This window comes from Micromonospora sp. WMMB482 (genome assembly GCF_019038635.1).
GTDB lineage: Bacteria > Actinomycetota > Actinomycetes > Mycobacteriales > Micromonosporaceae > Micromonospora > Micromonospora marina.
Window position 1 is genome coordinate 1,805,412 of the sequence record NZ_JAHOPD010000020.1, and the last position, 26,049, is coordinate 1,831,460.

The window sequence follows — 26,049 nt, forward strand, 5'->3', positions numbered from 1 at the left end:
CCGTCAGCCCACCCGTTCCAGCAGCACCGCGTAGAGCGTCAGTCCCGGCCCGAACGCGAGCATCACCACCCAGCGCGGCGGCGACGGCTCCGTACGCCACAGCCGGTCCAGGATCAACAGCACGGTCGGGGACGAGCAGTTGCCGTGCTCGGCGAGCGTCCCCCGGGACGCGGCGAGCCCGTCCGGCGGCAGCGCCAGCTCGCGCTCCACCACGTTGAGGATCCGCGGCCCGCCCGGGTGCACCGCCCAGCCGTCCACGTCGGAGCGCTCACACCCGTGCCGGGCCAGCAGGTCGTCGACCAGATCCCGCACGTGCCGGGACAGCACCTGCGGCACCTTCGGCGACAGCCCCATCCGGAACCCGGTGTCGGTGACGTCCCAGGTCATGTGGTCGGCCGTGGAGGTGTCGGTGACCGACGTGACCTCGCGCAGCGCGTACCCCCGGCCGCCGGGGACGACCACGGCGGCGACCGCGGCGTCCGAGAACAGCGCGTGGGACACGATCTGCTGGGTGTCCACCCGGGCACCCGGCGGCTGGATGTGCAGGCTGGTCAGCTCCGCGCAGAGCAGCAGCGCGGGCCGCCCGCGGGCGGTGACGAAGTCGCTCGCCGCGCCCAGTCCGGGCAGGGCCGCGTAGCAGCCCATGTGCCCGACGAACATGCGCTGGGTGCTCGGGGACATGCCCAGATCCCGGGCGAGCAGAATGTCCAGCCCCGGGGTGGCGTACCCGGTGCACGAGCAGACGATGAACAGGCCGACGTCGGCGGCGTCCAGGCCCGCGGCGGTGAGGGCCCGGCTGACCGCCTCCTTGCCCAGCGGCAGCGCCTCGACCTGGTATCGGCGCATCCGGCGCTCGGTCGGCCACTCCGAGACGTCCTCCAGCAGCGGATTCACCGCCGCCTGCCGCCGGGTCACGCCCGAGTTCGCGAAGATCCGCTCGGCCAGCGCCCGGGTGTTCCCCTGGAAGTGCCCCGCGAAGAAGCCCGTCCACAGTTCGTCCTGCCTCGCGGCCGGCGGTTGCGCCGTACCCAGACCCGCGATCACCGGTATGCCCACGTCCCCCACCCTTAGCCCTCCCTCACCTCTCGCACCGACTCCTGCTCACCAACGAGGGAGCGCGCTGTCCCGGTCCGGGTCACCGCCGAGCGCGGCGATGCCGAGCCAGTCGGCGCACACGTCGGATGTGGCCGGATGCAGCGAGCCGCAGCGGGCGTCCCGGTAGAGCCGCTCCAGCGGATGCCCGCGCCGGGTCGCCGACGTACCCGCCGCCTCCAGCATGGAGGCCGCCACCTCGGCGGCGGTGGTGCCGGCGAGCAGCTTGGCCCGCCACACCCAGCGGTTCGTCTCGGCGTCGCCGGGCGCCTCGTCGACCCGGCGGGCCGCCTCGGCGACCACCAGTTCGGCGGCGGCGGTGGCCGCGTCGGCCCGGCCCAGGCGGGCCCGTACGGCGGGCAGGCCGGCGAGGTTGCGGGCGTTGAGGTGCTCGGCCGCGGCGTCGACGGCGGCCCGGGCCACGCCGACGTAGACCGCCGCGTAGCTCGCCACCAGCCAGTGCGGCATGAGCTGGGCGACGACCAGGGCCAGTCCCTCGACGCCGCCGAGCAGCCGGTCGGCCGGGACCGTCACGTCCAGGTGCACGTCGTGCGAGGAGGTGGCCCGCATGCCGAGCGAGTCCCAGGTGGGCTCGACGGTGATCCCGTCCCCGGCCGGGACCAGGAACTGCGACACCACCGACTGGTCGGCGGCGCTGCGGGCGGCCACCAGGTAGCCGTCCGGATGGCCGGCGCCGGAGCAGAACGTCTTGCTGCCCTTGATGTGCCAGCCGCCCTCGACCGGCTCGTAGACGGTGCTGAGCTGGGACAGCCGGGCGCCGGCGCCGCGTTCGCTCATCGCGACCGCGTACCAGGCGCCGTCGGCCGCCGCGCGCAGCAGCCGGTCCCGCGCCGCCAGCGCCTCGTCCGGTACGCCGAGCGCCTCGGCCAACTCCTCGGTGACCGCGCCCAGCGCGCCGGTGACCGAGGCGTGCATGTTGAACACCAGCGCGGTCGCGCCGTTGCCCCGGGCCAGTTCGGTGGCGACCGCGGCGTACTCGGCGAAACTCGCGCCCGTACCACCCAGTTCGGGCGGCACCATCAGGCCGAACAGCCCGGCCGCCCGCAGATCCGCGAAGTCGTCCACGGGGAACGAGCCGTCCCGGTCGTGCTCGGCCGCGCGGGCGGCCAGTCGCGGCGCCAACCGGCGGGCCGCCTCCAGCGCGTACACAGTCATGTCGCCCCCTTCTCGCGTCCTTTACCCCGGGCGGCCCCGGCTACCCGCCCCGGCGCCCCCAGCCCTGGTACAGCACCGCCGTCGACCGGGTCGGCACGATGCGCGGCTCAGTCCTGTCCGGACGGTCGGCACCGCGGCGCATCCGACGCAGCAGCCAGGCCAGCGTGCCGCCCAGCTCCGGCCGGACCCCGCGTACCGCCAGTGACACGCCGTGCCGGGCGCACTCGGCGACCAGCGCGCGGGCGTCGACGAACAACCGTGGGTCGTGGATGCCGCGCGGCACCGTGGGCAGCCGTTCGCCCAGCTCCACCGCGACCAACCGGGCCAGCAGCGTGTCGTTGAGCGTGTCCAGCACCAGCAGGCCGCCCGGGCGAAGCAGCCGGCACGCCTCGGCGACCGCCCGCCGCCAGTCCGGTACGTGCTCCAGCAGTTCCCCGGCGGAGACCACCGCCGCGCAGCCGTCGGCGAGCGGCACGGCTGTCGCGTCGGCCTGGACCACTGTCACGCCGTGCGCGGCGGCCTGGTCGAGCGCGGAGCGCGTCAGGTCGACCCCGACGTGGCGGTAGCCCTTGCCGGCCAGGTGCGGCGCCAGCAGCCCGGCGCCACAGCCCAGGTCGACGAGCAGGTCGTCCGGCGTGGACGCCGCTGGTACCAGCGCCGCCCGCGCCCGGGCCAGCCAGTGCAGCATCGCGAACGCGCCGTCCGGCCGCCACCACTCGCCGGCCAGATCGTCGTACTGCCGGGGGTCGTTCGGCGGCAGCACCCGGTACGGAGTGGACACCGGCGACGCGTCGGGCATGCGTCGAGCGTGGCACGACTGACCGGTAACGACCAGACTTCTCTTATGTCGACACGGGTGTTAGGGCTGGTCAGGGCGAGCCATCCGGAGCCCGCTGCGGCGGTCACGGTGGTCGCCGCGCTGCTCGCCGCCGGTGTCGGGCACTCCGCGGCAGGCGTGGCGGCGGTGGCGCTGACGGTGCTGGCCAGCCAGCTCGCGGTGGGGTGGAGCAACGACCTCATCGACGCCGATCGGGACGCGGCGGTGGGGCGTACCGACAAACCGGTGACCACCGGCGAGGTCGCCCGGCCGGCGCTGGCCCGGGCCACCACGGTGGCCGCCGTCGCGGTGCCCGTGCTGGCGCTGGCCGGCGGCCCGGCCGCGGCGGCGTGCGCGACGCTGGGCCTGGTCTCCGCGCTGCTCTACAACCGGCCGCTGAAGTCGACGCCGGTGTCGGTGCTGCCCTACGCGGTCTCGTTCGGCGCGCTGCCCGCGTTCGTGGTGCTCGCGCTGCCCGGCTCGCCGGTGCCCCCGGCCTGGCTGCTGGCCGCCGCCGCGCTGCTGGGCGCCGGGGCGCACTTCGCCAACGTGCTGCCCGACCTGGCCGACGACGCCCGGACCGGGGTGCGCGGCCTGCCGCACCGGCTCGGGCCGGCGGGCAGCCGGCTGGCCGCCGCCGGGCTGCTGCTCGCGGCCACCGTCGCGCTGGTCCTCGGCCCGCCCGGCCCGCCGTCGTGGACCGGCCTGTCGGCGGTCGCGGCCGCCGTCGCCGTGCCGGCGGTCGGCTGGTACGCGGGACGCGCGGCCGCCGGACGCTCGGCGACCGCCTTCCGGGCGGTGCTGGTGGTGGCGCTCATCGATGTGGTGCTGCTGGTGTCCAGCGGCCGGGTGGTCTGAGGAGTCCCCGCCGAAGGTGGCATTGCCGGGTCCGCGTGCGGGCCTCGATCAGCCCCAACTACCCTGGAGCGCGGTCTGCGCGGGTATGGCCACCCCGTGCCCGGTGGTCGACCGGGCAGGGATCGTGACGAGGAGGACCGACGTGACGCGCTCGATCAGGGGTTCCCGGGGGCCGGCCCTGCTGCTGGCCGGCACGGCGGCGGCGAGCCTGCTGCTGTCCGGGTGCGGCGCCGGGCAGATTTCCGAGACCGCCAACAAGATCCCGTCGGTCCAGGGCGTCAACGTCCAGACCTCCGACGACCTCTACAAGGTACGCGGGCTCTACGTGCAGTTCCCGGGCCCGGCGGGCTACGAGGCCGGGTCGAACGCCCCGGTCAACGTGGTGATCTACAACGACAGCGAGAAGCCGGTGACAGTGACTGTCACCACCGACAGCGCGCGGGAGATCGTGCTCACCGGTTCCGGCGCGGGCGAGAGCGGCGCGGCCACGCCGACCGGGTCGCCCACCGAGCCGGCCACCGCCTCGCCGACCGCCACCGACCCGAGCGCGTCGCCGAGCCAGTCGCTGGAGGTGACCGGGTCGCCGTCGGCCAGCCCGTCGCCGAGCGAGAGCGAGTCCGCGCCCGCCGGTCAGCCGGCCCGGATCGAGATCCCGGCACTCAGCTACGCCCAGCTCAACGCCGGCAACCCGCGCTTCCTCCAGCTCGTCGGCCTGAACCAGAAGCTGCTCGTCGGCCAGCAGGTCAACCTGACCTTCGACTTCGGCGACGGCAAGGTCATCACGACCCCGGCGCCGATCGGCGTCCCGCTGACCCCGGAGTCCGTGCCGTCGAAGATCGTGAACCCGCGCGAGCACGCCGGTGAGGACGGCGGCGCCGAGGGCGGCCACTGACCTCCGTACCCTCTCCGCCGGCACCGCCGCCGTGGCCAGCGCCACGCCGGCGGTGTCGCCGTTTCGGGTGGGCTTTCGTCGTACGGGCCGGTTAGCGTCCGGTGGTGACAACGCCCCGATCGACCCCCTCCCGTGCCGGTGCCGGCCGCGGTCGCGCCGCCACCCGCGAACCCCGCCCGGCCTACGAGTGCGACGCCTGCGGCCACCAGCCCCCGAAGTGGGTGGGCCGGTGCCCCGAGTGCGGCGAGTGGGGTTCGGTGGTCGAGTGCACAGTCACCGGCCCGATGGTCTCCGGCCGGGTGGTCAGCTCACGGATGCCGGCCGAGCCGGCCCGGCCGATCGCCACCATCAGCGCCGCGCCCGCCCGGGCCCGTCCCACCGGCGTCAGCGAACTCGACCGGGTGCTCGGCGGAGGGCTGGTCCCCGGCGCGGTGGTGCTGCTAGCCGGTGAGCCCGGCGTGGGCAAGTCGACGCTGCTGCTCGACGTGGCCCAGCAGTGGGCGGCCGGAGCCGGCAGCCCGTCGCTCGTGGTCAGCGGCGAGGAGTCGGTCAGCCAGGTGCGGCTGCGCGCCGAGCGAATGGGCACCCTGCACGATCAGCTCTACCTGGCCGCCGAGAGCGACCTGTCGGCGGTGCTGGGCCACCTCGACGCGGTCAAGCCGGGGCTCCTGGTGCTCGACTCGGTGCAGACCATCTCGACCACCGGCACCGAGGGTGTGCCCGGCGGCGTCACCCAGGTCCGCGCCGTCACCGCCGCCCTGGTCGCGGTCGCCAAGGAGCGTGGCATCGCCACCGTGCTGGTCGGGCACGTCACCAAGGACGGCCAGGTGGCCGGTCCCCGGGTGCTGGAGCACCTGGTCGACGTGGTGCTGCACTTCGAGGGCGACAAGCACTCCTCGCTGCGCATGGTGCGCGGCGTGAAGAACCGGTTCGGCGCGGCCGACGAGGTGGGCTGCTTCGAGATGCACGAGGGCGGCATCAGCAGCCTGGCCGACCCGTCCGGCCTGTTCCTGACCCGCTACTCCGAACCGGTGCCGGGCACCTGCGTGACGGTGGCGATGGAGGGGCGCCGGGCGCTGGTCACCGAGGTGCAGGCGCTGATCGGGGCCACGGTGGCCGGCTCGCCCCGGCGTACCGTCTCCGGCCTCGACAGCGCCCGGCTCGCCATGGTCCTCGCGGTGCTCCAGCGCCGCACCGAGCGGCTCACGCTGCACGACCGGGAGGTCTTCGCCGCCACCGTCGGCGGCATCCGGGTGGTGGAGCCGGCGGCCGACCTGGCCGTGGCGCTCGCGGTCGCCTCCGGCGGGCTCAACCTGGCGCTCAACCCGCACCTGGTGGCCATCGGCGAGGTGGGGCTCACCGGCGAGGTCCGCCGCGTCGGCGCGGTGCCCCGCCGGCTGGCCGAGGCCGCCCGGCTCGGCTTCCGGCTGGCCCTCGTGCCGCCCGGGTGCGGGCCTGAGAGCAGCGGCGCCGGGCCGGAGAACATGCGGGTGATCGAGGTCACTGACGTGCGGGCCGCACTCCAGGCGGCCGCGCGCGCCTCGGCGGAGTGACCCGGTGGGATCCACAGGGCGTTTCCGGGCAGGCCACGCAGGCCGCACCGACCCACCCGACCCGGGCATCGTGACACATCACAGTAACCACGAGAGCACCCACCGCATGGCAGTCCGTAGACTGTGCCCGTGCCGATCGACCGCGATGCCACCAAGCCCGCTACGGCGACGCCGCACGCCCGTACCGGCGCCGTGAGCGGCAACCCCGCCCGTGCCATCAGCGTGAGCGTCAACGGAAGCGTCGGCGGCGGAGCCGGCGCCGATCCGCTGCGCGCCAACCTCGCCCTGATGGCTCCCGGCACCGCCCTGCGGGACGGTCTGGAGCGGATCCTGCGCGGCCGCACCGGCGCGCTGATCGTGCTCGGCTACGACAAGGTCGTCGAGCAGATCTGCACCGGCGGCTTCCCGATGGACGTCGAGTTCTCCGCCACCCGGGTCCGTGAGCTGTGCAAGATGGACGGTGCTGTGGTGCTCTCCAGCGACGGCACCCGGATCGTGCAGGCCGGCGCGCACCTGATGCCCGACCCGTCCATCCCCACGGAGGAGTCCGGCACCCGGCACCGGACCGCCGAGCGGGTGGCCCGGCAGACCGGCTACCCGGTCATCTCGGTCAGCCAGTCGATGCGGATCATCAGCCTCTACGTCAACGGCCAGCGGCACGTGCTCGACGACTCGGCGGCCATCCTGTCCCGCGCCAACCAGGCGCTCGCCACGCTGGAGCGCTACAAGCTCCGGCTGGACGAGGTCTCCGGCACGCTCTCCGCGCTGGAGATCGAGGATCTGGTCACCGTCCGCGACGCGGTGGCGGTGGTGCAGCGGCTGGAGATGGTCCGGCGGATCGCCGACGAGATCGCCGGCTACGTGGTGGAACTGGGCACCGACGGCCGCCTGCTGGCGCTCCAGCTGGACGAGCTGATGGCCGGCGTGGACGCCGACCGCACCCTGGTCATCCGCGACTACCTGCCGACCGGCCGCAAGTCGCGCACGCTCGACGAGGCGCTCGTCGAGCTCGACCTGCTCAGCGCCACCGAACTCATCGACCTCGTGGCGGTGGCGAAGGCGATCGGCTACCCGTCCGCCTCGGACGCGCTCGACGCGGCGGTCAGCCCGCGCGGGTTCCGCCTGCTGGCGAAGGTGCCCCGGCTGCCGGTCGCCGTGGTCGACCGGCTGGTGGTGCACTTCGGCAGCCTCCAGCGGCTGCTCGGCGCGACTGTGGAAGACCTCCAGGCGGTCGAGGGCGTGGGCGACGCCCGCGCCCGTGGCGTCCGCGAGGGCCTGTCCCGGCTCGCCGAGGCCAGCATCCTCGAACGGTACGTCTGACCGGCCGCTCAGCCGGTGACGGTCAGCTTCACCGGCTCGCTGATCTTGGTGCCGACGCGGGCGAACACCTGGTACGCGCCGATCGCGGCGAACTCACCGTTCGCCAGCCCGTTCGCGCACTTGTTGTCCAGCCGGCCGTTCCAGCCCAGCTCGTAGGAGCGCTCGAAGTTCGGCGTGAAGGACTGCACGTACGAGCCCGTGCCGGTGCCGCACGTGTCCGACGACCAGATCTTCTCCGCGCCCGCCTTGATGTACAGCTCTTGGAGGTCGGCCCCGATGTTCCGGCTGCACGTACGGTTCGACACGTTCTTGACCTTGAGGCGCAGCGTGACAACTGTGCCCCGCTGGGCGGTCTGCGGCACCGCAACCGGCGTCACCAGCAGCTCGGAGTCGGTGCAGGTGCCGTCGTCGGAGACCGGCTGACCGGTCGCGCCACCGTTGCCGGTGCCGCCCCCGTTGTTCGCGCCGCCGCCGTCGTCCTCACCACCGGTGTTCCCGCCGCCGTTGTTCCCGCCGCCGTTGTTCGCCCCACCGCCACCGGAGTCGCCCGGTGTCGGTGACGGGCTGCCCGACTGCGGGGTCAGCACCGAGCCCGACGGGTCGGGCTGAGCCCCGGCGGAGCCGGTCGGGGACGGGTCAGTGCCCGGCGCGCCGGTGTTGCGGTCCGTACCAGTGCAGGAATAGAGCAGGACAATCAGGAAGAGCAGCCCGGCTCCGAGCACGACGGCACGACGCCGCCAGTACACGGCAGGGGGCAGGGGGCCGACCGTCAGACGCATGATGCGCCTACCGTAGCCGCGCGGCGCACGGCTCGCCGGTCCGACGCGCCGGGAACCCGCCGCCGTACGGCCACTGTCGTCCACACTGGAAACCGGGCGCCACCGTCAGAGGTAGACCTTGCGCTGGTAGATCGCGTGCGCGCCGGCCACCCGGTCGAGAAAGAGCAGCCCGGCGCAGTGGTCGATCTCGTGCTGGAGCGCCCGCGCCTCGAAGCCGTCGGTCACCAGCCGGACCAGCTCGCCGCTGCCGGGAAGCGCGCCCTCGACCACCAGGCGGCTGGCCCGCTTCACGTCGCCGGTCAGATCCGGCACCGACATGCAGCCCTCCCGCCCTGCCTTCCACCGGGACGCCTCCACCACGCGCGCGTTGCAGAGCACGAACGTGCCGTGCACGGTGACCGCCTTCGGATGCCCCGTGACGTCCACCGCGAACACCTGCGCGCTCACCCCGACCTGAGGCGCCGCCAGTCCCACACAACCGGGCGAGACGCGCATCGTGGCCACCAGGTCCGCGGCGAGGCGCACCACCTCGGCGGATGTGGGGTCGACCTCCGGTCCGGGCCGGCTCAGCACCGGCTCCGGCGCGGTGACCACCGGGCGTACCGCACCGGGGACGCCGAGCTTCTCCGGTGTCCAGCCGCCCAGGCCCGCGTACTCCGGCCCGGTCACAGCAGATCCGTGTCCGCCGGGCGGAGGCTGACCCCCACGCCCAGCTCCGCGGCGACGCGGGTGAGCCGGCCGGCCACCTCGTCCGACACACCGGGCGGCAAGTCGACCTCGGCGACCACCACGTAGAGCGAACCGGTCAGCCGGGTGCTCAGGTCGGTCACGTTCCCGCCCGCGTCGGTCAGCACCCGGGTCATGGCCGCGACGATGCCCATCCGGTCGGCGCCGTGCACCGCCAGCACGTACGGCTCGCCCGTGGGCTCACTGCCGCCGTCGGGCGTGACCGCGCGTACGGTCGCCAGCAGGCGCCCGTCGGCGGCGAGCGGGGCCAGCGCGGCCTCGACGTCGGCGGCGGCCGGGCCCACGCAGATCAGCGTCATCGCGAAGTGTCCACGCAGCCGGGTCATCGTCGAGTCGGTGAGGTTCGCGCCGAGCCGGGCGAGAACCTCCGCGACGTCGGCCACGATGCCCGGCCGGTCCCGGCCGATGACGGTGATCGCGAGCTCGTTCATTCGGACATTCTGCCCCGTCGCCCATGATCGATCGCGCTCGGCCACCCGGCCCGCCCAACCTGCGGGAAAGACCGCCGTGACATGATCGGCGGCGCGATGTCCGATCCCACATTCGCCACCCTGGTCAGCCGGTGGTACGAGCGCAACGCCCGCGACCTGCCCTGGCGCAAGCCCGGCATCGGCGCCTGGGCGATCCTGGTCAGCGAGGTCATGCTCCAGCAGACCCCTGTGGTCCGGGTGGTGCCCGCCTTCCAGGCGTGGCTCGCCCGCTGGCCCGAGCCGCGCGCGCTCGCCGAGGACACCCCGGCCGAGGCGATCCGGATGTGGGGGCGGCTCGGCTACCCCCGCCGGGCGGTACGCCTGCGCGAGTGCGCGGTGGCGATCGTCGAGCGGCACGGTGGCGTGGTGCCCGACCGGCTCGACCAGTTGCTGGCGCTGCCGGGTGTCGGCACGTACACGGCCCGCGCGGTCGCCGCGTTCGCGTACGGGCAGCGGCACCCGGTGGTGGACACCAACGTCCGGCGCGTGGTGTGCCGGGCGATCGCCGGTGAACCCGACGCCGGCCCCACCACCCGCCCGGCCGACCTGGTCGCCACCGAGGAACTGCTGCCGATCGAGCCGTCCGCCGCCGCGCTCGCCAGTGCCGCGTTCATGGAACTGGGCGCTGTCGTGTGCACCGCCCGCGCGCCGCGCTGCGCGATCTGCCCGGTCGAGTCGAGTTGCGCCTGGCGGGCCTCCGGACAGGCCGCACCCACGGGTCCGACCCGCCGGCCGCAGCGCTACGCCGGCACCGACCGGCAGGTACGCGGACTGCTGCTCGCGGTGCTGCGGGAGTCCACCGGGCCGGTGCCGCACCAGCGGCTGGACCAGGTGTGGCACGACGACGTCCAGCGGGCGCGAGCGCTGGCCGGCCTGGTCACGGACGGCCTGGTGGAACCGGTGGGCGAGGAGTCATTCCGCCTGGCCGGCGACGGCCCCGCCGTCCCCCTCCCCTAACCCCCACCCTCACCGCCCGCCCCACCCCGCCTCGCCCCGCCCCACCCCACCCCGCCCCGCCCCGCCCCGCCTCGTTGATCATGAGGTTGACCGCAGTTTGCGTCCGATTTGTCGCCGCCAACTTCATGATCAACGGGGCGAGGGCGGGGCGGAAGGGTGCGGGCGGGGGGCGGCGGGGCGGCAGGGCGGCAGGGCGGCAGGGCGGCAGGGCGGCAGGGCGGCAGGGCGGGACGGTACCCGGGTGCGGTGGGCAGAGCAAGGGCGACGGCCCCGGTGGCTTTCGCCTACCGGGGCCGTCGCCCTTGATGCTCTGGCTATGCGGCGTCGTCCGCGCCGGTGGCGGCGGTGCCACCGAGGTCCGCCGGGACCGCGTCCGGCACGGCGTCCGGCCGGTCCGCGCCCCGGAAGACGAGCTTGGACTTGTCGATGTTCTCCGGGTCGCCCTCGCAGTCCACCACCACGATCTGACCAGGGGTCAGCTCGTTGAAGAGGATCCGCTCGGACAGGTTGTCCTCGATGTCGCGCTGGATCGTGCGACGCAGCGGCCGCGCGCCCAGCACCGGGTCGAAGCCCTTCTTCGCCAGGTACTTCTTGGCGTTGTCGGTCAGCTCCAGACCCATGTCCTTGTTGCGCAGCTGCGTCTCGATCCGCTGGATCATGATGTCCACGATCGAGAGGATCTCGTTCTCGCGCAGCTGGTGGAAGACGATGGTGTCGTCGATCCGGTTCAGGAACTCGGGCCGGAAGTGCTGCTTGAGCTCGTCGTTGACCTTCTGCTTCATCCGGTCGTAGTTCGACTCGGAGTCCTCAGAGGCCTGGAAGCCCAGCGAGACCGCCTTGGCGACGTCGCGCGTACCGAGGTTGGTGGTCAGGATGATGACCGTGTTCTTGAAGTCCACGATCCGGCCCTGGCCGTCGGTGAGGCGCCCGTCCTCCAGGATCTGGAGGAGCGTGTTGAACACGTCCGGGTGAGCCTTCTCGATCTCGTCGAAGAGGACCACCGAGAACGGCCGGCGACGCACCTTCTCGGTCAGCTGCCCGCCCTCGTCGTAGCCGACGTAGCCGGGAGGGGCACCGACGAGCCGGGACACCGTGTACCGGTCGTGGAACTCCGACATGTCGAGCTGGATGAGGGCGTCCTCGCTGCCGAACAGGAACTCGGCGAGCGCCTTGGACAGCTCGGTCTTACCGACGCCGGACGGGCCGGCGAAGATGAACGAGCCGGAGGGGCGCTTCGGGTCCTTCAGGCCGGCCCGGGTACGCCGGATCGCCTTCGAGACCGCCTTGACCGCGTCCTCCTGGCCGATGACGCGCTTGTGCAGCTCGTCCTCCATGCGCAGCAGGCGGGAGGTCTCCTCCTCGGTCAGCTTGTAGACCGGGATGCCGGTCCAGTTGCCGAGCACCTCGGCGATCTGCTCGTCGTCGACCTCGCTGACGACGTCCAGGTCACCGGCCTTCCACTCCTTCTCCCGCTGCGCCTTCTGACCCAGCAGCTGCTTCTCGGTGTCGCGCAGCTGGGCGGCCCGCTCGAAGTCCTGCGCGTCGATCGCGGACTCCTTGTCGCGGCGCACCTGGGCGATGCGCTCGTCGAAGTCGCGCAGGTCCGGCGGCGCGGTCATCCGGCGGATCCGCATCCGGGCACCGGCCTCGTCGATCAGGTCGATCGCCTTGTCCGGCAGGAACCGGTCGGAGATGTACCGGTCGGCGAGCGTCGCAGCGGCGACCAGGGCGGCGTCGGTGATGGAGACGCGGTGGTGCGCCTCGTAGCGGTCCCGCAGGCCCTTGAGGATCTCGATGGTGTGGGCCAGCGACGGCTCACCCACCTGGATCGGCTGGAAACGACGCTCCAGAGCGGCGTCCTTCTCCAGGTGCTTGCGGTACTCGTCGAGCGTGGTGGCGCCGATGGTCTGCAGCTCGCCGCGGGCCAGCATCGGCTTGAGGATGCTGGCGGCGTCGATCGCGCCCTCGGCCGCGCCCGCACCGACGAGGGTGTGGATCTCGTCGATGAACAGGATGATGTCGCCGCGGGTGCGGATCTCCTTGAGCACCTTCTTCAGGCGCTCCTCGAAGTCACCGCGGTAGCGGGAACCGGCGACCAGGGCACCGAGGTCGAGCGTGTAGAGCTGCTTGTCCTTGAGCGTCTCGGGCACCTCGCCCTTGATGATCTTCTGGGACAGGCCCTCCACCACGGCGGTCTTGCCGACGCCGGGCTCGCCGATCAGCACCGGGTTGTTCTTGGTGCGGCGGGACAGCACCTGCATGACCCGCTCGATCTCCTTCTCGCGCCCGATGACCGGGTCGAGCTTGCCCTCGCGGGCGGCCTGGGTCAGGTTGCGGCCGAACTGGTCCAGCACGAGGCTGGTCGACGGCGCGGCCTCACCCGGGGCGGCTCCGGCGGCGGCCGGCTCCTTGCCCTGGTAACCGGAGAGCAGCTGGATGACCTGCTGGCGCACCCGGTTCAGGTCGGCGCCCAGCTTCACCAGGACCTGGGCGGCGACGCCCTCGCCCTCGCGGATCAGGCCGAGCAGGATGTGCTCGGTGCCGATGTAGTTGTGGCCGAGCTGCAGCGCCTCGCGCAGCGACAGCTCCAGCACCTTCTTGGCCCGCGGCGTGAACGGGATGTGCCCGCTCGGCGCCTGCTGGCCCTGGCCGATGATCTCCTCGACCTGCTGACGCACGCCCTCCAGGGAGATGCCGAGGCTCTCCAGGGCCTTTGCCGCGACACCCTCACCCTCGTGGATCAGGCCCAGCAGGATGTGTTCCGTACCGATGTAGTTGTGGTTGAGCATCCGGGCCTCTTCTTGGGCCAGGACGACAACCCGTCGCGCTCGGTCGGTGAACCGCTCGAACATGCCCTCGTGCTCCTCACGTGCCGTGCGCCTTGATGGTCAGATCTCGGCGGGGCCGGTGCGCGGACGTCCGGGACGGGCGTCCGTGCCTCCTTACTCTATCGCCGCGGACCGTCTCCGCTGAGGTCGTGTGCCCCCGCGAATGACCGTTCCGGCGTCGTTTCTGACAACCGTCCACGCTCAGGAGGTGTTCCGGGGCCCCTGCCTGTACGCGCAGAGCGAAATTCGACCGGCACCCGAACGGCCGGTCGAGTGGACCGGAGGCGGCACCGATGCGTCCGCCGAGGTCGTCCACAGCCTGTGGATGAAATCTCCACCGCCTGTGGACAACCGCCCCGGGCGGGGATTTCTTCCCCCGCGGCGCCGCCTCCCACGCCGGATGGGCCGGACCGGACATCCGGCGCCACCGGGGACGACGGGGGCCAACCGTGACCCGGGAGCCGAAACGGCGACGCCGGCCCGGAGTGGCACTCCGGTCCGGCGTCGGGTCGCCAGTGACGAGGGTGGGGTCAGTGCCCCGCCTTCGCGTGGTACTCGTCCACGATCTCCTGCGGGATCCGGCCCCGGTCGGAGATGTCCTTGCCGGCCTTCTTGGCCCACTCGCGGATGGCCCGGTTCTGCTCGCGGTCGGCGGTCGCGCCGCCCCGGCCCCGAGCGGCCCGGCCACCCACGACCACGCCCCCGCGACCGACCTTCGTTCCGTTCGCGATGTACGGCGCGAATACGTCGCGCAATTTCCCGGCGTTGGAAGCGGAGAGGTCGATCTCGTACTGCACGCCGTCGAGCGCGAACTTGACGGTCTCGTCAGCGTCCCCGCCGTCCAGGTCATCGACCAGCTTGTGAATGATCTGCTTGGCCACGTCCCACATTCCTTTCGAGCAGGGTTGTACTCCTGCAATACACCGAGCACGATAACCCGCCCGGCGCTTGTTCCGTCAATAGGACGAGGTAACAAGCCGGAGAAGGCTTGCGGGGAGCGCCTACTCGGGCCGGACCAACGGGAACAGGATCGTTTCCCGAATTCCGAGGCCCGTCAGTGCCATCAGCAGCCGGTCGATTCCCATTCCCATGCCGCCGGACGGCGGCATTCCATACTCCATCGCTCGGAGAAAGTCCTCGTCCAGCCGCATCGCCTCGTCGTCGCCGCGCGCCGCGAGCTGCGCCTGGGCCACCAGCCGCTCCCGCTGCACGACCGGGTCGACCAGCTCCGAGTACGCGGTGCCCAGCTCGAATCCGAGCACGTACAGGTCCCACTTCTCGGCCAGGCCCGGCTCGCTGCGGTGGGCCCGGGTCAACGGGCTGGTCTCCTCCGGGTAGTCCATGACGAACGTCGGCGCCTGAAGGGACGGCACGACCAGTTCCTCGAACAACTCCTCGGCCAGCTTGCCCGGTCCCCACTTCGGGTCGACGGAGAGACCCACCTTGTCCGCGTACTCGACCAGGCGCGCCCTTTCGGTGCGGACGGTGACCTCCTCACCGAGCGCTTCGGAAAGAACACCGAACAGCGTCACCGACCGCCACTCGCCGCCGAGATCGAACTCACGCCCGTCGGCGTGGGTCACCACCGTCGAGCCGGAGACCGCCACCGCGGCCTGCTGTACGAGATTTCGGGTCAGCTCGGCCATCGTGTGGTAGTCGCCGTACGCCTGGTAGGCCTCCAGCATCGCGAACTCGGGCGAGTGCGAAGAGTCGATGCCCTCATTACGGAAGTTGCGGTTGATCTCGAAGACGCGGTCCACGCCACCGACCACGGCGCGCTTGAGAAACAGTTCCGGTGCGATTCGCAGATACAGATCCGTGTCGAGCGCATTGCTGTGGGTCACGAATGGGCGGGCCGCCGCGCCGCCGTGCAGCAGTTGCAGCATCGGCGTCTCGACCTCGAGGAAGTCCTGACCGTGCAGGGTGTCGCGGAGGCTGCGGACGGCGGTGGCCCGGGTGCGGACCATCTGCCGGGCCTGCGGGCGGACCACCAGGTCCACGTAGCGCTGGCGGACCCGGGACTCCTCGCTGAGCGGCTTGTGCGCCACCGGCAGCGGGCGCAGCGCCTTGGCGGTCACCGCCCACTCCTCGGCGAGAACGGACAGCTCGCCGCGCCGGCTGGTGATCACCTCGCCGGTCACACCGACGTGGTCGCCGAGGTCGACCAGACGCTTCCAGTCCGCCAGCCGCTCGGTGCCGACCCGGTCCAGCGAGAGCATCGCCTGGACCTCGGTGCCGTCACCGTCCCGGAGCGTCGCGAAGCAGAGCTTGCCGGTGTTGCGGATGAAGATCACCCGGCCGGTGACCGAGACGCGGTCGCCGGTGGCGGTATCGGTGGGCAGGTCGGCGTAGCGCTCGCGCAGCCGGGCGAGCGTGGTGGTCCGCGGGAAACCGACCGGGTACGGCTCGACGCCCTCGGCGAGCATCCGGTCCCGCTTCTCCCGGCGGACCTTCATCTGCTCGGGAAGGTCGTCGGCGGGGTCTGTTGGCAGGGCGTTCTGCTCGGTCACGGCACGCTTCCTCAGGCCTTGGGGACATCGGCGGGGTCAGCACATGAGCGTACTCAAGCGCCGTGGCAGCCGTTACGGGATAACCTGCCCGCCATGACCGACCCCACTACGGCACTCTCGTTCGGCGCGGCCGCGGCCCAGTACGACCGTTTTCGTCCCCGCTATCCGGAGGCGGCGCTGCGCTGGGCGCTGGACGGGCTGCACGCCGCCCGGGTGGTGGACCTCGGCGCCGGCACCGGCATCCTCACCCGCGGGCTGCTGGCGCTGACCGGGCCGGTGGCTCATGTCGTACCCGTGGAACCGGATCCGGGGATGCGGGCGCAACTGGCCGCCGTGACGCCGGGTGCGACGGCGCTCGCCGGCAGCGCCGAGGCGGTGCCGCTGCCTGACGCATCGACGGACGCCGTGCTTGTCGGGCAGGCCTACCACTGGTTCGACCGGGAGCGCGCACACGCCGAGGTGGCCCGCGTGCTGCGCCCCGGTGGCACGTTCGCGCCGGTCTGGAACATCCGGGACGAGCGGGTCGGCTGGGTGGCGGAGCTGACCAGGATCGCCCACCTCGGTGACAACGCCGGCGACGTGACCCAGCGGTACGCGGACTTCGGCGCCGCCTTCACCGAGGTCGAGGTGGGCGAGTTCCCGCACGCCACCACGCTCACACCGGACGAGGTGGTGGGCATGCTGCACACCCGCTCGTACTGGCTGACCGCCGACGCGGGCGAGCGGCGGCGGGTCGACGCGGAGCTGGCTGAGCTGTTCGCCGCCCACCCGGACCTGGTCGGCCGGGACGCCGTGGAGCTGCCGTACCGCACGATGGTGCTCCGGGCGCGGCGGCGTTAAGAAGGGGCCCTTCCTCTACCGGAGGCGTTAAAAGGGGGCCCTTCCTTGCACCTCAGACGTTGCGGTCGTAGACCATCCGCAGGCCGATCAGCGTGATCATCGGCTCGTGGTGGGTGATGGTGTGGCACTCGCCGAGCACCAGCGAGGCCAGGCCGCCGGTGGCGATGACCGCCTTCACGCCGCCCAGTTCCTCGGACATCCGCTCGACGATCCGGTCCACCTGCCCGGCGAAGCCGAAGTAGAGCCCGGCCTGGAGGCACTCGACGGTGTTCTTGCCGATCACCGAGCGCGGCCGGGTCGCCTCCACCTTGCGCAGCTGGGCGGCCCGGGCGGCCAGCGCGTCGAAGGAGATCTCGATGCCGGGCGCGAACGCCCCGCCGAGGAACTCCCCCCGGCTGCTGACCAGGTCGAAGTTGGTGGTGGTGCCGAAGTCCACGACGATCGACGGCCCGCCGTAGAGCGTGTACGCGGCCAGCGTGTTCACCACCCGGTCCGCGCCCACCTCCTTCGGGTTGTCGATGGCGAGCTGCACGCCGGTCCGCACACCCGGCTCGACGATCACGCTGGGCAGGTCGGCGTAGTACCTGTCGAGCATGGTGCGCAGCGAGCGCAGCGCGGCCGGCACCGTCGAGCAGGCGGCCACGCCGGTGATCTCCACGGCGTCCCCGGCGAGCAGTCCCCGGAACATCAGACCCAGCTCGTCCGCAGTGGAACGGGCGTCGGTCTTGATCCGCCACGAATGCACCAGCTTGTCGCCGTCGAAGGTCGCCAGCACGGTGTTCGTGTTTCCGATGTCGATGCAGAGCAGCACAGCGGCAGCCTAGACGTCGCGCAGGTCGAGGGCGATGTCCAGGATCGGCGAGGAGTGCGTGAGCGCGCCGACGGAGAGGAAGTCGACGCCGGTCGCGCCGTACTCGGCCGCCATCGGCAGCGTCAGCCCGCCGGTGGCCTCCAGCTCCGCCCGGTCGCCCACCGACGCCACCACCTCGCGCAGCTGCGCCGGGGTCATGTTGTCCAGCAGCAGGAACCGGGCCCCCGCCTCGACCGCCTCCACCGCCTCGGCCGGCGTGTCCACCTCGACCTGCACCGCGACGTCGGGGAACGCCTCCCGCACCCGGCGGAACGCGGCACCGATCCCGCCCGCGGCGACCTTGTGGTTGTCCTTGATCATGGCGACGTCGTACAGGCCCATCCGCTTGTTGGTGCCGCCACCGGCCCGGACCGCGTACTTCTCCAGCGCCCGCAGGCCCGGCGTGGTCTTGCGGGTGTCCAGCACCGTCGCCTTCGTGCCGGCCAGCGCGTCGGCCCAGGCCCGGGTGTGCGTCGCCACCCCGGACATGCGGGACAGCAGGTTCAGCGCCGTCCGCTCGGCGGTCAGCAGCAGCCGGGTCGGCCCGGTCACGGTGGCCAGCACGTCGCCGCGCGCCACCCGCTGCCCGTCGCGGGCCACGAGCGAGACCTCGACCGTACGCCCCGCGCCGGTCACCTCGCCGACCAGCTCGAACACGGCGGCGGCGACCGGCAGTCCGGCCACCACGCCGTCGGCGCGCGCCACCAGATCGCCCGTGTCGTGCTGCTCGTCCGGGATGGTGGCCACGCTCGTGACGTCGAGGAAGCCGGGCCCCAGATCCTCGCGCAGCGTGTCGACGACGACGTGCCGGACCCGCTCCGGGTCCAGGCCGCCGTCCCGCAGCGCCCGCTCCGTCGACTCCCTCATGAGTGGTTCTCCTCCCAGCGCTCGGCCACGATGCCGTCCGTACCCACCTCGGCCACCAGGTGGCCCAGCCACCTCTCGTCGGCCGTCGGGAAGTCCTCCCGCCAGTGGCAGCCCCGCGTCTCCTGGCGCGCGTACGCGGCCGCGACCAGCGTCGACGCCACTGTCAGCAGGTTCGTCGCCTCCCAGTCGGCGGTACGCGGCACGCCCCGGCCCGCGCCCAGCCCGGTGAGCGTGGCGGCGGTGGCCTCCAGCGTCCGCGCCGACCGGAGCACGCCCGCGCCCCGGGTCATCGCCCGTTGCAGCTCCGCCGTGCCCGTCGCCGGCACCAGCGCGCCCGGACCGCCCACCCAGGCGCCGGTCTCCGCCGGGCGGGCCTGCTCGGGCAGCCCGGCGGCGATGTCCTCGGCGATCCGGCGGGAGAAGACCAGCCCTTCCAGGAGCGAGTTGCTGGCGAGCCGGTTGGCGCCGTGCACGCCGGTGCAGGCGACCTCGCCGCACGCGTACAGGCCGGGGATGGAGGTGCGCCCGCGCAGGTCGGTCCGGACGCCGCCGGAGGCGTAGTGCGCGGCCGGCGCGACCGGGATCAGGTCGGTCGCCGGGTCCACGCCGATGGCCAGGCAGGACGCCACGATGGTGGGGAACCGCCGGGCCAGGAAGTCGCCGCCCAGGTGCCGGGCGTCCAGGAACACGTGGTCGGCGCCGGACGCGAGCAGCACCCGGTGGATGCCCTTCGCGACCACGTCCCGGGGTGCCAGCTCGGCCAGCTCGTGCTGACCGACCATGAACCGCTTGCCGTCGCCGTCGACCAGGTGCGCGCCCTCGCCGCGCAGCGCCTCGGAGACCAGCGGCTGCTGGGCCAGCCCCGCGCCCGGCCCGCCGGCCGGCACGATCAGCGCGGTCGGGTGGAACTGGACGAACTCCACGTCCGTGACCGCCGCGCCCGCGCGCAACGCCAGCGCCACCCCGTCCCCGGTGGAGACCGCCGGGTTGGTGGTGGCGGCGAAGATCTGCCCCATCCCGCCGGTGGCCAGCACCACCGCGCGGCCGAGGATCGCCCCGACGCCGTCCTCGCTGCCCTCGCCGAGCACGTGCAGCGTGATGCCGCAGGCCGGGCCGAGCCCGCCCGGCCCGTCGCCGGGAGCGCGCAGCAGGTCCAGCACCAGAGCGTGCTCGACCAGCCGGATCCACGGATCGCGGCGGACCGCGTCGTGCAGCGCCCGCTGCACCTCCGCGCCGGTGGCGTCGCCGCCGGCGTGCACGATCCGGTCGGCCCGGTGGCCGCCCTCCCGGGTCAGCATCAGCGACCCGTCCGGGTTGCGGTCGAACTCCGCCCCGATACGCATCAGCTCGCGCAGCCGGGTCGGACCCTCGGCCACGAGCGCGCGGACCGCCGCCGGGTCGCACAGGCCGACGCCGGCGACCTGCGTGTCGTACGCGTGCGCGTCCGGGGTGTCCGCCGGGTCCAGTACGGCGGCGATCCCGCCCTGCGCCCAGCGGGTGGAGCCCTCGTCCATGTCGACCTTGGTGACCACCGTGACGTGCAGGCCCGCCTCGCGCAGGTGCAGCGCGGCGGTCAGCCCGGCCACACCGGAACCGACGACGATCACGTCTGTCGTCTCCACCCAGCCGGGGGCTGGTGCGGCGAGCAGCCGGGGAAGCGCCGGCAGGTCGACGGTCGGTAGGTCCATGAGCACAGTCAACCCGAAGCGAACTCGGCTCGGGCGCGGGGGGCGTGACGAGTGCGGTCCGCTACCTCGTCCGGCGCGGCAGGGCGGCCGGTCCGCCGCCCTTGAGCGAGGTGGTCACCGTCCGGTCGCTGAGCCACAGGTAGCAGCGCACGCCCCGGTCGCCGACCGCCCAGCGACCGGCCGCGGGCGGGCGGACCACCACGTCGCTGCGGTAGCGCAGGAAGGCGTCGGCGGGCACCCCCGCGTACCGGGCGATCACGCCGAAGCAGCCGTCGTAGAGCGGCACCCAGTCCTCCGGCTTCTTCGGATACGGGTGGTCCGGCGCGACCCACACCCCGACGAACTCGGCGTCGTGCGCCACGGTGCAGTCGACCGGGGTGAGCCGCTGCACGCGGCCCGCGTCCCGCCCGGTGCGCTGGCAGCCGAGCCGGAGCGGGGACGGCGTCTTGAGCGCGTCGCGCAGGCTGCCCGTCCGGGTGACCACGGTGGCCGCCGCCTCGACAGTGGTCAGCTCGGTCAGGTCGCACCGGTACCAGCGGGAGCCGGCCGTCCAGCCCGCGCCCGTCGGCACCGCCACCGCCAGCCGGAGCCGCCCGGCACGCCAGTCGTCACCCACGTACCCGGTGGCCCGCTTGTCGCAGTCGGCGAACGCGGTACGCAGGTCGGGTGAGGTGAGCGGCGGCGGGGTGGGCCGGTCGGCGGTGAACGCACCGACGTGCACGGTCTCCACCCGGTGTGGCAGCTCGCAGCCGACCGGCGCGTACGCGGTCAGGCCGACGCTCGGGGTGAAGTCGGCGACCTGGCAGACCCCGGCGGCCGGGGTGAACGGCCCGGGAGCCGCCATCGCGGCCCAGTCGTCGGTGAGGTCGCCGTCCAGCCCGCCGGCGTCGGCACAGCCGGTCAGGGCGGCGCCCGCGACCATCGCGGCGACCAGGAAGCTCATCGCACGGCGCATCGCGGCCTCCCCCAGCCGACGACCGTCGGTCCCCGACGGTCTGCCCAGGGTAGCCGAAAATGACCTTCCGGTGACAGACCGCGTTCCCCGCCCGCCCGCCCCGCCGATCTTGCACTAGCCGCCCCGGCAAACCGCCGTGAAGGGGTGACGGAGGGGCCGCAACTGCAAGATCAACGGCGAGAGGCGGCGAGAGGGTTGGGGACGGGGGCGCCTGCCGTGCCGGGGGCCGCCGTCGCCGGGTCGGCCGAGAGGTCGACGACCCTGTTGTCGGCGTCGACGTGCACCACGCGGGGGTGGTACGCGCGGGCCTCGGCGTCGTCCATCTGCCCGTACGAGATCAGGATGACCAGGTCACCGGGGTGCACCAGGTGCGCGGCGGCGCCGTTGATGCCGATCACGCCGCTGCCCCGCCGGCCCGGGATCACGTACGTCTCCAGCCGGGCGCCGTTGGTGATGTCCACGATCGCGACCTGCTCGCCGGGAAGCAGGTCCGCCGCGTCGAGCAGGTCCTCGTCCACCGTCACCGAGCCGACGTAGTGCAGGTCGGCCTGGGTCACGGTGGCCCGATGGATCTTCGACTTGAGCATGGTCCGCAGCATCGGGGTGCCTTTCCGCTTTCGTGATGGGGTTCAGGGACGCGGCGCGAGGTGGATCGCCGTGTTGTCGATCAGGCGGGTGGCGCCGACCCAGGCCGCGATCAGCAGCCGGGCCGGACCGGCGACCGGGCCGGGTTCGAGCTCGGTGTCGGTGAGCACCAGGTAGTCCAGGCGGGCGTCCGGCACGTCGAAGGCCCGGTGCGCGGCGGCCAGCACAGTACCCGCGTCCGCACCCCGCTCGGCCGCCGCCGCGCCGGCCCGCAACGCGGCCGACAGGCTCAGCGCGATCTGCCGCTGCTCCGCCGACAGGTACCGGTTACGGCTGGACATGGCCAGCCCGTCCGGTTCCCGTACGGTCGGCACGCCGACGACCTCGGTCGGCACGTCGAGGTCGCGGACCATCCGGCGGACCAGGGTGAGCTGCTGGTAGTCCTTCTCGCCGAAGAAGGCCAGGTCGGGGCGGGTGAGCTGGAGCAGCTTCATGACCACGGTGAGCACGCCGTGGAAGAAGCCGGGACGGCTCAGGCCCTCCAGGTCCTCGCCGAGCGGCCCCGGGTCGAGCCGCACCGTCGGGCGGCCCTCCGGGTACATCTCGCTGACCGACGGCGCGAACACCACGTCCACCCCGGCCCGGCGGCAGATCTCCAGGTCGGAGTCGAGCGTGCGCGGGTAGCGGTCGAAGTCCTCGTTCGGGCCGAACTGCAGCGGATTCACGAAAATCGTGACGATGACGTGGCCGGCGCGCTCGCGGGCGGCCCGCAGCAGCGCCTCGTGCCCGGCGTGCAGCGCGCCCATGGTCATCACCACGCCGACCGGGCCGGCCATCGCCTCGCGGGCCGCCGCCAGTTCCTTGCGTGTGTGCAGCACCTCGGCCATCAGGCCGCCACCTCGATTCCGTCGAGCACGTCGTGCAGCGCGGCCGCGTCCGCCGGGCGGAGGCGGCCGACCGCGACGGCACGGTCCGCCGTCCGTCGTGCCAACGCCAGATACGCGGGTACTGATTCCGGCGCGGTCCGCGCCAGCCGGTCCAGATGCCGGCGTACGGTACCCGCGTCGCCTCGCGACACCGGGCCGGTCAGCGCGTCGTCGCCCAGCCGCAGCGCGTTCTCCAGCGCGGCCCGCAGCAGCGGGGCGAGTACCTTCTCCGGCCGCTCCACCCCGGCGTCACGCAGCCGGTCGGCCGCCTCGTTGACGAGCGTCACCAGATGGTTCGCGCCGTGCGCGAGTGCCGCGTGGTAGAGCGGGCGGTCGTTCTCCCCGACCCACTCCGGTACGCCGCCCAGGTCGGCCACCAGCCGGGCCGCGAACGGGCGCAACTCGGCCGGGGCGGTCACCCCGTAGGAGATGCCGGGCAGGCGGGACAGGTCGTCCGGCGTGCCGGTGAAAGTCATCGCCGGGTGCAGCGCGAGCGGCCGGGCGCCCGCCTCGACGGCCGGGGCCAGCGCGGCGAGCCCGTGCGCGCCGGACGTGTGCGCCACCACCTGGCCGGGGCGCAGCGCGCCGCTCGCGGCCAGGTCCGCGACCATGCCCGCGAGCGCGTCGTCCGGGACCGCGACGATCAGCAGGTCGGCGGCGGCGCGGGCCACGGCGGGCGCGGAACGGTGCGAGGTCTGGGGCAGCAGCAGCGCCAGCCGGGCCTTCGTCGCGCCCGAGGCGCCGGACGCGGCGACCACCCGGTGACCGGCGGCGGCGAGGGCCGCGCCCAGTACGGCGCCGACCCGGCCGGCGCCGAGGACGCCGACGGTGAGGGTACGCGGGAAGACGGGCGGGGCAGTGGTGGCCCGGGGGCGCAGCGGTGCGCTCATGGCAGCGATCCAGTCCTCGAAGGGGGTACCGGTCGATGGCAAGTATGCGCCCGGGTGACAGACCCGAAACAAGAAGGTGTGAAAACCTTCACGGGCCGCCGGAAGCCGCAGCTGCGGTGGCGGGCAAACCGCCCGTTCGGGTACGTCCCGTAGGGTCGGCACGGTGACCTCCCCGCTGCGCTGGCGCGACGCGATGGAGCGGGCGCTGTACGGGCCGGACGGCTTCTTCGTCTCCGGCGCCGGGCCCGCCGCGCACTTCCGGACGAGCGTGCACGCCTCGCCCGTCTTCGCCGCCTGCCTGGTCCGGCAGCTCGAAGCGGTGGACGCGGCGCTGGGGCACCCGGCCCGGCTGGACGTGGTGGACGTGGGCGCGGGCCGGGGCGAGCTGCTCCGGGCGCTGCTGGCACAGGCCGCACCCGAGCTGGCCGCCCGAATCCACCCGGTGGCAGTGGAGCTGTCGCCCCGCCCTGCTGACCTGCCGCCGGAGATCGACTGGCAGGCTGACATCCCCGACGGGATAACCGGCCTGCTCCTGGCTGCCGAATGGCTGGACAACGTCCCGGTGGACGTGGCGGTCCACACCCCGGCGGGCTGGCGCCTCCTCGTGGTGGACCCTGCAACCGGCGTGGAGACGGTGGGCCCTGCCCTCTCCCTCTCCGAAACCACCTGGCTGGCCCACTGGTGGCCCCCCGACCCCACCCTGCGTCCCACCCCCGTTCCCACCCTGTCGCCCCCGGTGATCAAGGAGTTTGTGGCCGCGGAGGGCCCGGATCAGGACACAAACTCCTTGATCAACGCCGAGGGCGGGGGCGGGGTGAGGGCGGAGATCGGGTGGTCGCGGGATGAAGCCTGGGCCGGGGCAGTGGGGAAGGTTGCGCGCGGGCTGGCGCTCGCGGTGGACTACGGGCATCTGCGTCGCACGCGTCCCCTTGACGGGACGCTGACCGGGTATCGGGGTGGGCGACAGGTGCCGCCGGTCCCGGACGGGTCGTGCGACGTGACGGCGCACGTCGCCATGGACTCGGTCGCCTCCGCCGGTGAGCGGGTCGCGCGGTGCGCGTACTCCCTGGTCTCTCAGCGGGAGGCGCTGCGGGCGCTCGGGGCCGACGGCGGGCGACCGCCGCTGAGCCTGGCCTCCCGCGACCCGGCCGGCTACCTGCGGGCGCTGGCCGCGGCGTCGGCGGCGGCCGAGCTGACCGACCCGGCCGGGCTCGGCGGGCACCTGTGGCTGCGGCAGCCGGTCGGCGTCGCGCTCGACGCGGTCGTGGCACGATGACGGGCATGACCACGGACGCCGCCGACCTCCGCGAGCTGACAGTCGGTACCGGCGCCGGCGGTGAGCAGCTCGGCACCGACATGGTGCTCAACATCGGGCCGCAACACCCCTCCACGCACGGCGTGCTCCGGCTGAAGCTGGTGCTCGACGGGGAGCGGGTGGTCGCCGCCGAGCCGATCGTCGGCTACATGCACCGGGGGGCGGAGAAGCTCTTCGAGGTACGCGACTACCGGCAGATCATCGTGCTGGCGAACCGGCACGACTGGCTGTCGGCGTTCTCCAACGAACTGGGTGTGGTGCTCGCTGTCGAGCGGCTGATGGGCATGGAGGTGCCGGAGCGCGCCACCTGGCTGCGGATGGCGCTGGCCGAGCTGAACCGGGTGCTCAACCACCTGATGTTCCTCGGCTCGTACCCGCTGGAGATCGGCGCGATCACGCCGATGTTCTACGCGTTCCGGGAACGGGAGACCATCCAGGCCGTGATGGAGGAGGTCTCCGGTGGCCGGATCCACTACATGTTCAACCGGGTCGGCGGCCTGAAGGAGGAGGTGCCAGCCGGCTGGACCGGGCGCGCCCGCGCCGCCATCGCCGAGGTACGCCGCCGGATGCCCGACCTGGACGACCTGATCCGGCGCAACGAGATCTTCCTGGCCCGTACCGTCGGGGTCGGCGTGCTGTCCGCCGCCGACGCCGCCGCGTTCGGCGCGTCCGGGCCGGTCGCCCGCGCCTCCGGGCTCGACCTCGACCTGCGTCGCGACGAGCCGTACCTGGCCTACGACCAGCTCGACGTGCCGGTGGTGACGAAGACCGCCGGTGACTGTCACGCCCGCTTCGAGGTGCTGCTCGACCAGGTGTACGTCTCGCTCGACCTCGCCGAGCAGTGCCTGGACCGGGTGGACCGGATCAGCGGGCCGGTGAACACGCGGCTGCCGAAGGTGTTGAAGGCGCCGGAGGGGCACACGTACGCCTGGACCGAGAACCCGCTCGGCATCAACGGCTACTACCTGGTGTCCCGGGGCGAGAAGACGCCGTGGCGACTCAAGCTGCGCACCGCCTCGTACGCGAACGTGCAGGCGCTGTCGTCGCTGCTGCCCGGCTGCCTGGTGCCGGACCTGATCGCCATTCTCGGCTCGATGTTCTTCGTGGTGGGCGACATCGACAAGTAGCAGTCGC

24 protein-coding genes are annotated in these 26,049 nt (G+C 73.2%); 8 read left to right on the forward strand and 16 right to left on the reverse strand.

All coding sequences use genetic code 11. The features are described from left to right. Positions 1-3: 3 nt before the first annotated feature. From KSK32_RS09400 to KSK32_RS09410, 3 genes are read right to left on the reverse strand one after another with little or no spacing between them, the layout of a single operon-like run. Positions 4-1,056, reverse strand: a complete 1,053-nt coding sequence (locus tag KSK32_RS09400; RefSeq protein ID WP_216930459.1) for a type III polyketide synthase — start codon at positions 1,054-1,056, stop codon at positions 4-6. A gap of 45 nt (positions 1,057-1,101) precedes the next feature. Beyond that, positions 1,102-2,268, reverse strand: coding sequence for an acyl-CoA dehydrogenase family protein (locus KSK32_RS09405; RefSeq protein WP_216930467.1), 1,167 nt, complete (start codon positions 2,266-2,268; stop codon positions 1,102-1,104). Positions 2,269-2,308: 40 nt separating this feature from the next. Continuing rightward, complete coding sequence (locus tag KSK32_RS09410) at positions 2,309-3,067, reverse strand: methyltransferase domain-containing protein (RefSeq protein ID WP_216930474.1); 759 nt, start codon at positions 3,065-3,067, stop codon at positions 2,309-2,311. Positions 3,068-3,112: 45 nt separating this feature from the next. Between KSK32_RS09410 and KSK32_RS09415 the strand changes: the two genes are divergently transcribed. From KSK32_RS09415 to disA, 4 genes are all read left to right on the forward strand, one after another. Next, positions 3,113-3,943, forward strand: a complete 831-nt coding sequence (locus tag KSK32_RS09415) for a UbiA family prenyltransferase (protein ID WP_254186989.1) — start codon at positions 3,113-3,115, stop codon at positions 3,941-3,943. 142 nt (positions 3,944-4,085) lie between these two features. After that, positions 4,086-4,835: a hypothetical protein gene (locus tag KSK32_RS09420; protein WP_216930478.1), complete on the forward strand. Its 750-nt coding sequence runs from the start codon at positions 4,086-4,088 to the stop codon at positions 4,833-4,835. 104 nt (positions 4,836-4,939) lie between these two features. Further along, positions 4,940-6,388 carry a DNA repair protein RadA gene (gene radA / locus KSK32_RS09425; protein WP_030272015.1) on the forward strand — a complete coding sequence of 483 codons (1,449 nt, stop codon included), beginning with the start codon at positions 4,940-4,942 and terminating at the stop codon, positions 6,386-6,388. A gap of 129 nt (positions 6,389-6,517) precedes the next feature. Next, entirely contained in the window at positions 6,518-7,708 is a 1,191-nt protein-coding gene (disA, locus tag KSK32_RS09430) for a DNA integrity scanning diadenylate cyclase DisA (RefSeq protein WP_013288946.1), read from the forward strand. Positions 7,709-7,716: 8 nt separating this feature from the next. Here disA and KSK32_RS09435 read toward each other — a convergent pair whose 3' ends face one another. The 3 genes from KSK32_RS09435 to KSK32_RS09445 all read right to left on the reverse strand — a co-directional run bounded on the left by KSK32_RS09435 (position 7,717) and on the right by KSK32_RS09445 (position 9,665). Next, positions 7,717-8,487 (reverse strand): hypothetical protein, encoded by a 771-nt coding sequence (locus KSK32_RS09435; RefSeq protein WP_216930480.1) that lies wholly within the window; start codon positions 8,485-8,487, stop codon positions 7,717-7,719. Between the two features lie 105 nt (positions 8,488-8,592). Further along, complete coding sequence (locus KSK32_RS09440; protein ID WP_216930482.1) at positions 8,593-9,156, reverse strand: peptide deformylase; 564 nt, start codon at positions 9,154-9,156, stop codon at positions 8,593-8,595. Then, the gene (locus tag KSK32_RS09445) at positions 9,153-9,665 is read right to left on the reverse strand and encodes a glycine cleavage system protein R (protein ID WP_018788698.1); all 513 of its coding nucleotides are present in this window, start codon (positions 9,663-9,665) and stop codon (positions 9,153-9,155) included. The genes KSK32_RS09440 and KSK32_RS09445 overlap by 4 nt, the downstream gene beginning before the upstream one ends. Positions 9,666-9,761: 96 nt before the next feature. Between KSK32_RS09445 and KSK32_RS09450 the strand changes: the two genes are divergently transcribed. After that, positions 9,762-10,661 carry an A/G-specific adenine glycosylase gene (locus tag KSK32_RS09450; protein WP_216930484.1) on the forward strand — a complete coding sequence of 300 codons (900 nt, stop codon included), beginning with the start codon at positions 9,762-9,764 and terminating at the stop codon, positions 10,659-10,661. A gap of 314 nt (positions 10,662-10,975) precedes the next feature. On the opposite strand, the gene KSK32_RS09455 is transcribed toward KSK32_RS09450, so the two are convergent. The 3 genes from KSK32_RS09455 to lysS form a co-directional block, all read right to left on the reverse strand. Further along, the gene (locus KSK32_RS09455; RefSeq protein ID WP_216930486.1) at positions 10,976-13,513 is read right to left on the reverse strand and encodes an ATP-dependent Clp protease ATP-binding subunit; all 2,538 of its coding nucleotides are present in this window, start codon (positions 13,511-13,513) and stop codon (positions 10,976-10,978) included. 506 nt (positions 13,514-14,019) lie between these two features. Further along, positions 14,020-14,370 (reverse strand): Lsr2 family protein, encoded by a 351-nt coding sequence (locus KSK32_RS09460; protein WP_013288952.1) that lies wholly within the window; start codon positions 14,368-14,370, stop codon positions 14,020-14,022. 120 nt (positions 14,371-14,490) lie between these two features. After that, positions 14,491-15,999 carry a lysine--tRNA ligase gene (gene lysS / locus KSK32_RS09465; protein ID WP_216930487.1) on the reverse strand — a complete coding sequence of 503 codons (1,509 nt, stop codon included), beginning with the start codon at positions 15,997-15,999 and terminating at the stop codon, positions 14,491-14,493. A gap of 93 nt (positions 16,000-16,092) precedes the next feature. On the opposite strand from lysS, the gene KSK32_RS09470 reads away from it, so the two are divergent. Continuing rightward, positions 16,093-16,839, forward strand: a complete 747-nt coding sequence (locus tag KSK32_RS09470; RefSeq protein WP_216930489.1) for a class I SAM-dependent methyltransferase — start codon at positions 16,093-16,095, stop codon at positions 16,837-16,839. 52 nt (positions 16,840-16,891) lie between these two features. On the opposite strand, the gene KSK32_RS09475 is transcribed toward KSK32_RS09470, so the two are convergent. The 7 genes from KSK32_RS09475 to KSK32_RS09505 form a co-directional block, all read right to left on the reverse strand. Beyond that, on the reverse strand, positions 16,892-17,650 hold the full coding sequence (locus tag KSK32_RS09475) for a type III pantothenate kinase (RefSeq protein ID WP_013288955.1): 759 nt from the start codon (positions 17,648-17,650) through the stop codon (positions 16,892-16,894). 9 nt (positions 17,651-17,659) lie between these two features. Then, positions 17,660-18,556 (reverse strand): carboxylating nicotinate-nucleotide diphosphorylase, encoded by an 897-nt coding sequence (nadC, locus tag KSK32_RS09480; RefSeq protein WP_216930495.1) that lies wholly within the window; start codon positions 18,554-18,556, stop codon positions 17,660-17,662. Continuing rightward, the gene (locus KSK32_RS09485) at positions 18,553-20,244 is read right to left on the reverse strand and encodes an L-aspartate oxidase (RefSeq protein WP_216930497.1); all 1,692 of its coding nucleotides are present in this window, start codon (positions 20,242-20,244) and stop codon (positions 18,553-18,555) included. Before KSK32_RS09485 ends, nadC begins: the two co-directional genes overlap by 4 nt. Before the next feature lie 61 nt (positions 20,245-20,305). After that, complete coding sequence (locus KSK32_RS09490; protein ID WP_216930499.1) at positions 20,306-21,199, reverse strand: septum formation family protein; 894 nt, start codon at positions 21,197-21,199, stop codon at positions 20,306-20,308. A gap of 170 nt (positions 21,200-21,369) precedes the next feature. Continuing rightward, a complete protein-coding gene (gene panD / locus KSK32_RS09495; protein WP_216930501.1) occupies positions 21,370-21,798 on the reverse strand; it encodes an aspartate 1-decarboxylase in 429 nt (142 codons plus the stop codon). Positions 21,799-21,828: 30 nt separating this feature from the next. After that, complete coding sequence (panC, locus tag KSK32_RS09500) at positions 21,829-22,671, reverse strand: pantoate--beta-alanine ligase (RefSeq protein WP_216930503.1); 843 nt, start codon at positions 22,669-22,671, stop codon at positions 21,829-21,831. Next, positions 22,671-23,600, reverse strand: a complete 930-nt coding sequence (locus KSK32_RS09505; RefSeq protein WP_216930505.1) for a Rossmann-like and DUF2520 domain-containing protein — start codon at positions 23,598-23,600, stop codon at positions 22,671-22,673. Before KSK32_RS09505 ends, panC begins: the two co-directional genes overlap by 1 nt. Positions 23,601-23,793: 193 nt before the next feature. Between KSK32_RS09505 and KSK32_RS09510 the strand changes: the two genes are divergently transcribed. Both KSK32_RS09510 and KSK32_RS09515 read left to right on the forward strand, forming a co-directional pair. Further along, the gene (locus KSK32_RS09510; RefSeq protein WP_216935942.1) at positions 23,794-24,876 is read left to right on the forward strand and encodes an SAM-dependent methyltransferase; all 1,083 of its coding nucleotides are present in this window, start codon (positions 23,794-23,796) and stop codon (positions 24,874-24,876) included. Then, a complete protein-coding gene (locus tag KSK32_RS09515; protein WP_216930512.1) occupies positions 24,873-26,042 on the forward strand; it encodes an NADH-quinone oxidoreductase subunit D in 1,170 nt (389 codons plus the stop codon). Before KSK32_RS09510 ends, KSK32_RS09515 begins: the two co-directional genes overlap by 4 nt. Positions 26,043-26,049 lie beyond the last annotated feature (7 nt).

Excerpts from the sequence above, each read along its gene's own strand:
- KSK32_RS09485 (WP_216930497.1), bottom strand. The coding sequence starts at position 20,244 with ATGGACCTACCGACCGTCGACCTGCCGGCGCTTCCCCGGCTGCTCGCC.
- KSK32_RS09435 (WP_216930480.1), bottom strand. The coding sequence starts at position 8,487 with ATGCGTCTGACGGTCGGCCCCCTGCCCCCTGCCGTGTACTGGCGGCGT.
- KSK32_RS09470 (WP_216930489.1), top strand. The coding sequence starts at position 16,093 with ATGACCGACCCCACTACGGCACTCTCGTTCGGCGCGGCCGCGGCCCAG.
- KSK32_RS09405 (WP_216930467.1), bottom strand. The coding sequence starts at position 2,268 with ATGACTGTGTACGCGCTGGAGGCGGCCCGCCGGTTGGCGCCGCGACTG.
- KSK32_RS09410 (WP_216930474.1), bottom strand. The coding sequence starts at position 3,067 with ATGCCCGACGCGTCGCCGGTGTCCACTCCGTACCGGGTGCTGCCGCCG.
- panD (WP_216930501.1), bottom strand. The coding sequence starts at position 21,798 with ATGCTGCGGACCATGCTCAAGTCGAAGATCCATCGGGCCACCGTGACC.
- KSK32_RS09445 (WP_018788698.1), bottom strand. The coding sequence starts at position 9,665 with ATGAACGAGCTCGCGATCACCGTCATCGGCCGGGACCGGCCGGGCATC.
- nadC (WP_216930495.1), bottom strand. The coding sequence starts at position 18,556 with ATGAGGGAGTCGACGGAGCGGGCGCTGCGGGACGGCGGCCTGGACCCG.
- KSK32_RS09415 (WP_254186989.1), top strand. The coding sequence starts at position 3,113 with ATGTCGACACGGGTGTTAGGGCTGGTCAGGGCGAGCCATCCGGAGCCC.
- panC (WP_216930503.1), bottom strand. The coding sequence starts at position 22,671 with ATGGCCGAGGTGCTGCACACACGCAAGGAACTGGCGGCGGCCCGCGAG.
- KSK32_RS09505 (WP_216930505.1), bottom strand. The coding sequence starts at position 23,600 with ATGAGCGCACCGCTGCGCCCCCGGGCCACCACTGCCCCGCCCGTCTTC.
- KSK32_RS09450 (WP_216930484.1), top strand. The coding sequence starts at position 9,762 with ATGTCCGATCCCACATTCGCCACCCTGGTCAGCCGGTGGTACGAGCGC.
- KSK32_RS09510 (WP_216935942.1), top strand. The coding sequence starts at position 23,794 with ATGGAGCGGGCGCTGTACGGGCCGGACGGCTTCTTCGTCTCCGGCGCC.
- KSK32_RS09455 (WP_216930486.1), bottom strand. The coding sequence starts at position 13,513 with ATGTTCGAGCGGTTCACCGACCGAGCGCGACGGGTTGTCGTCCTGGCC.
- KSK32_RS09515 (WP_216930512.1), top strand. The coding sequence starts at position 24,873 with ATGACGGGCATGACCACGGACGCCGCCGACCTCCGCGAGCTGACAGTC.
- KSK32_RS09490 (WP_216930499.1), bottom strand. The coding sequence starts at position 21,199 with ATGCGCCGTGCGATGAGCTTCCTGGTCGCCGCGATGGTCGCGGGCGCC.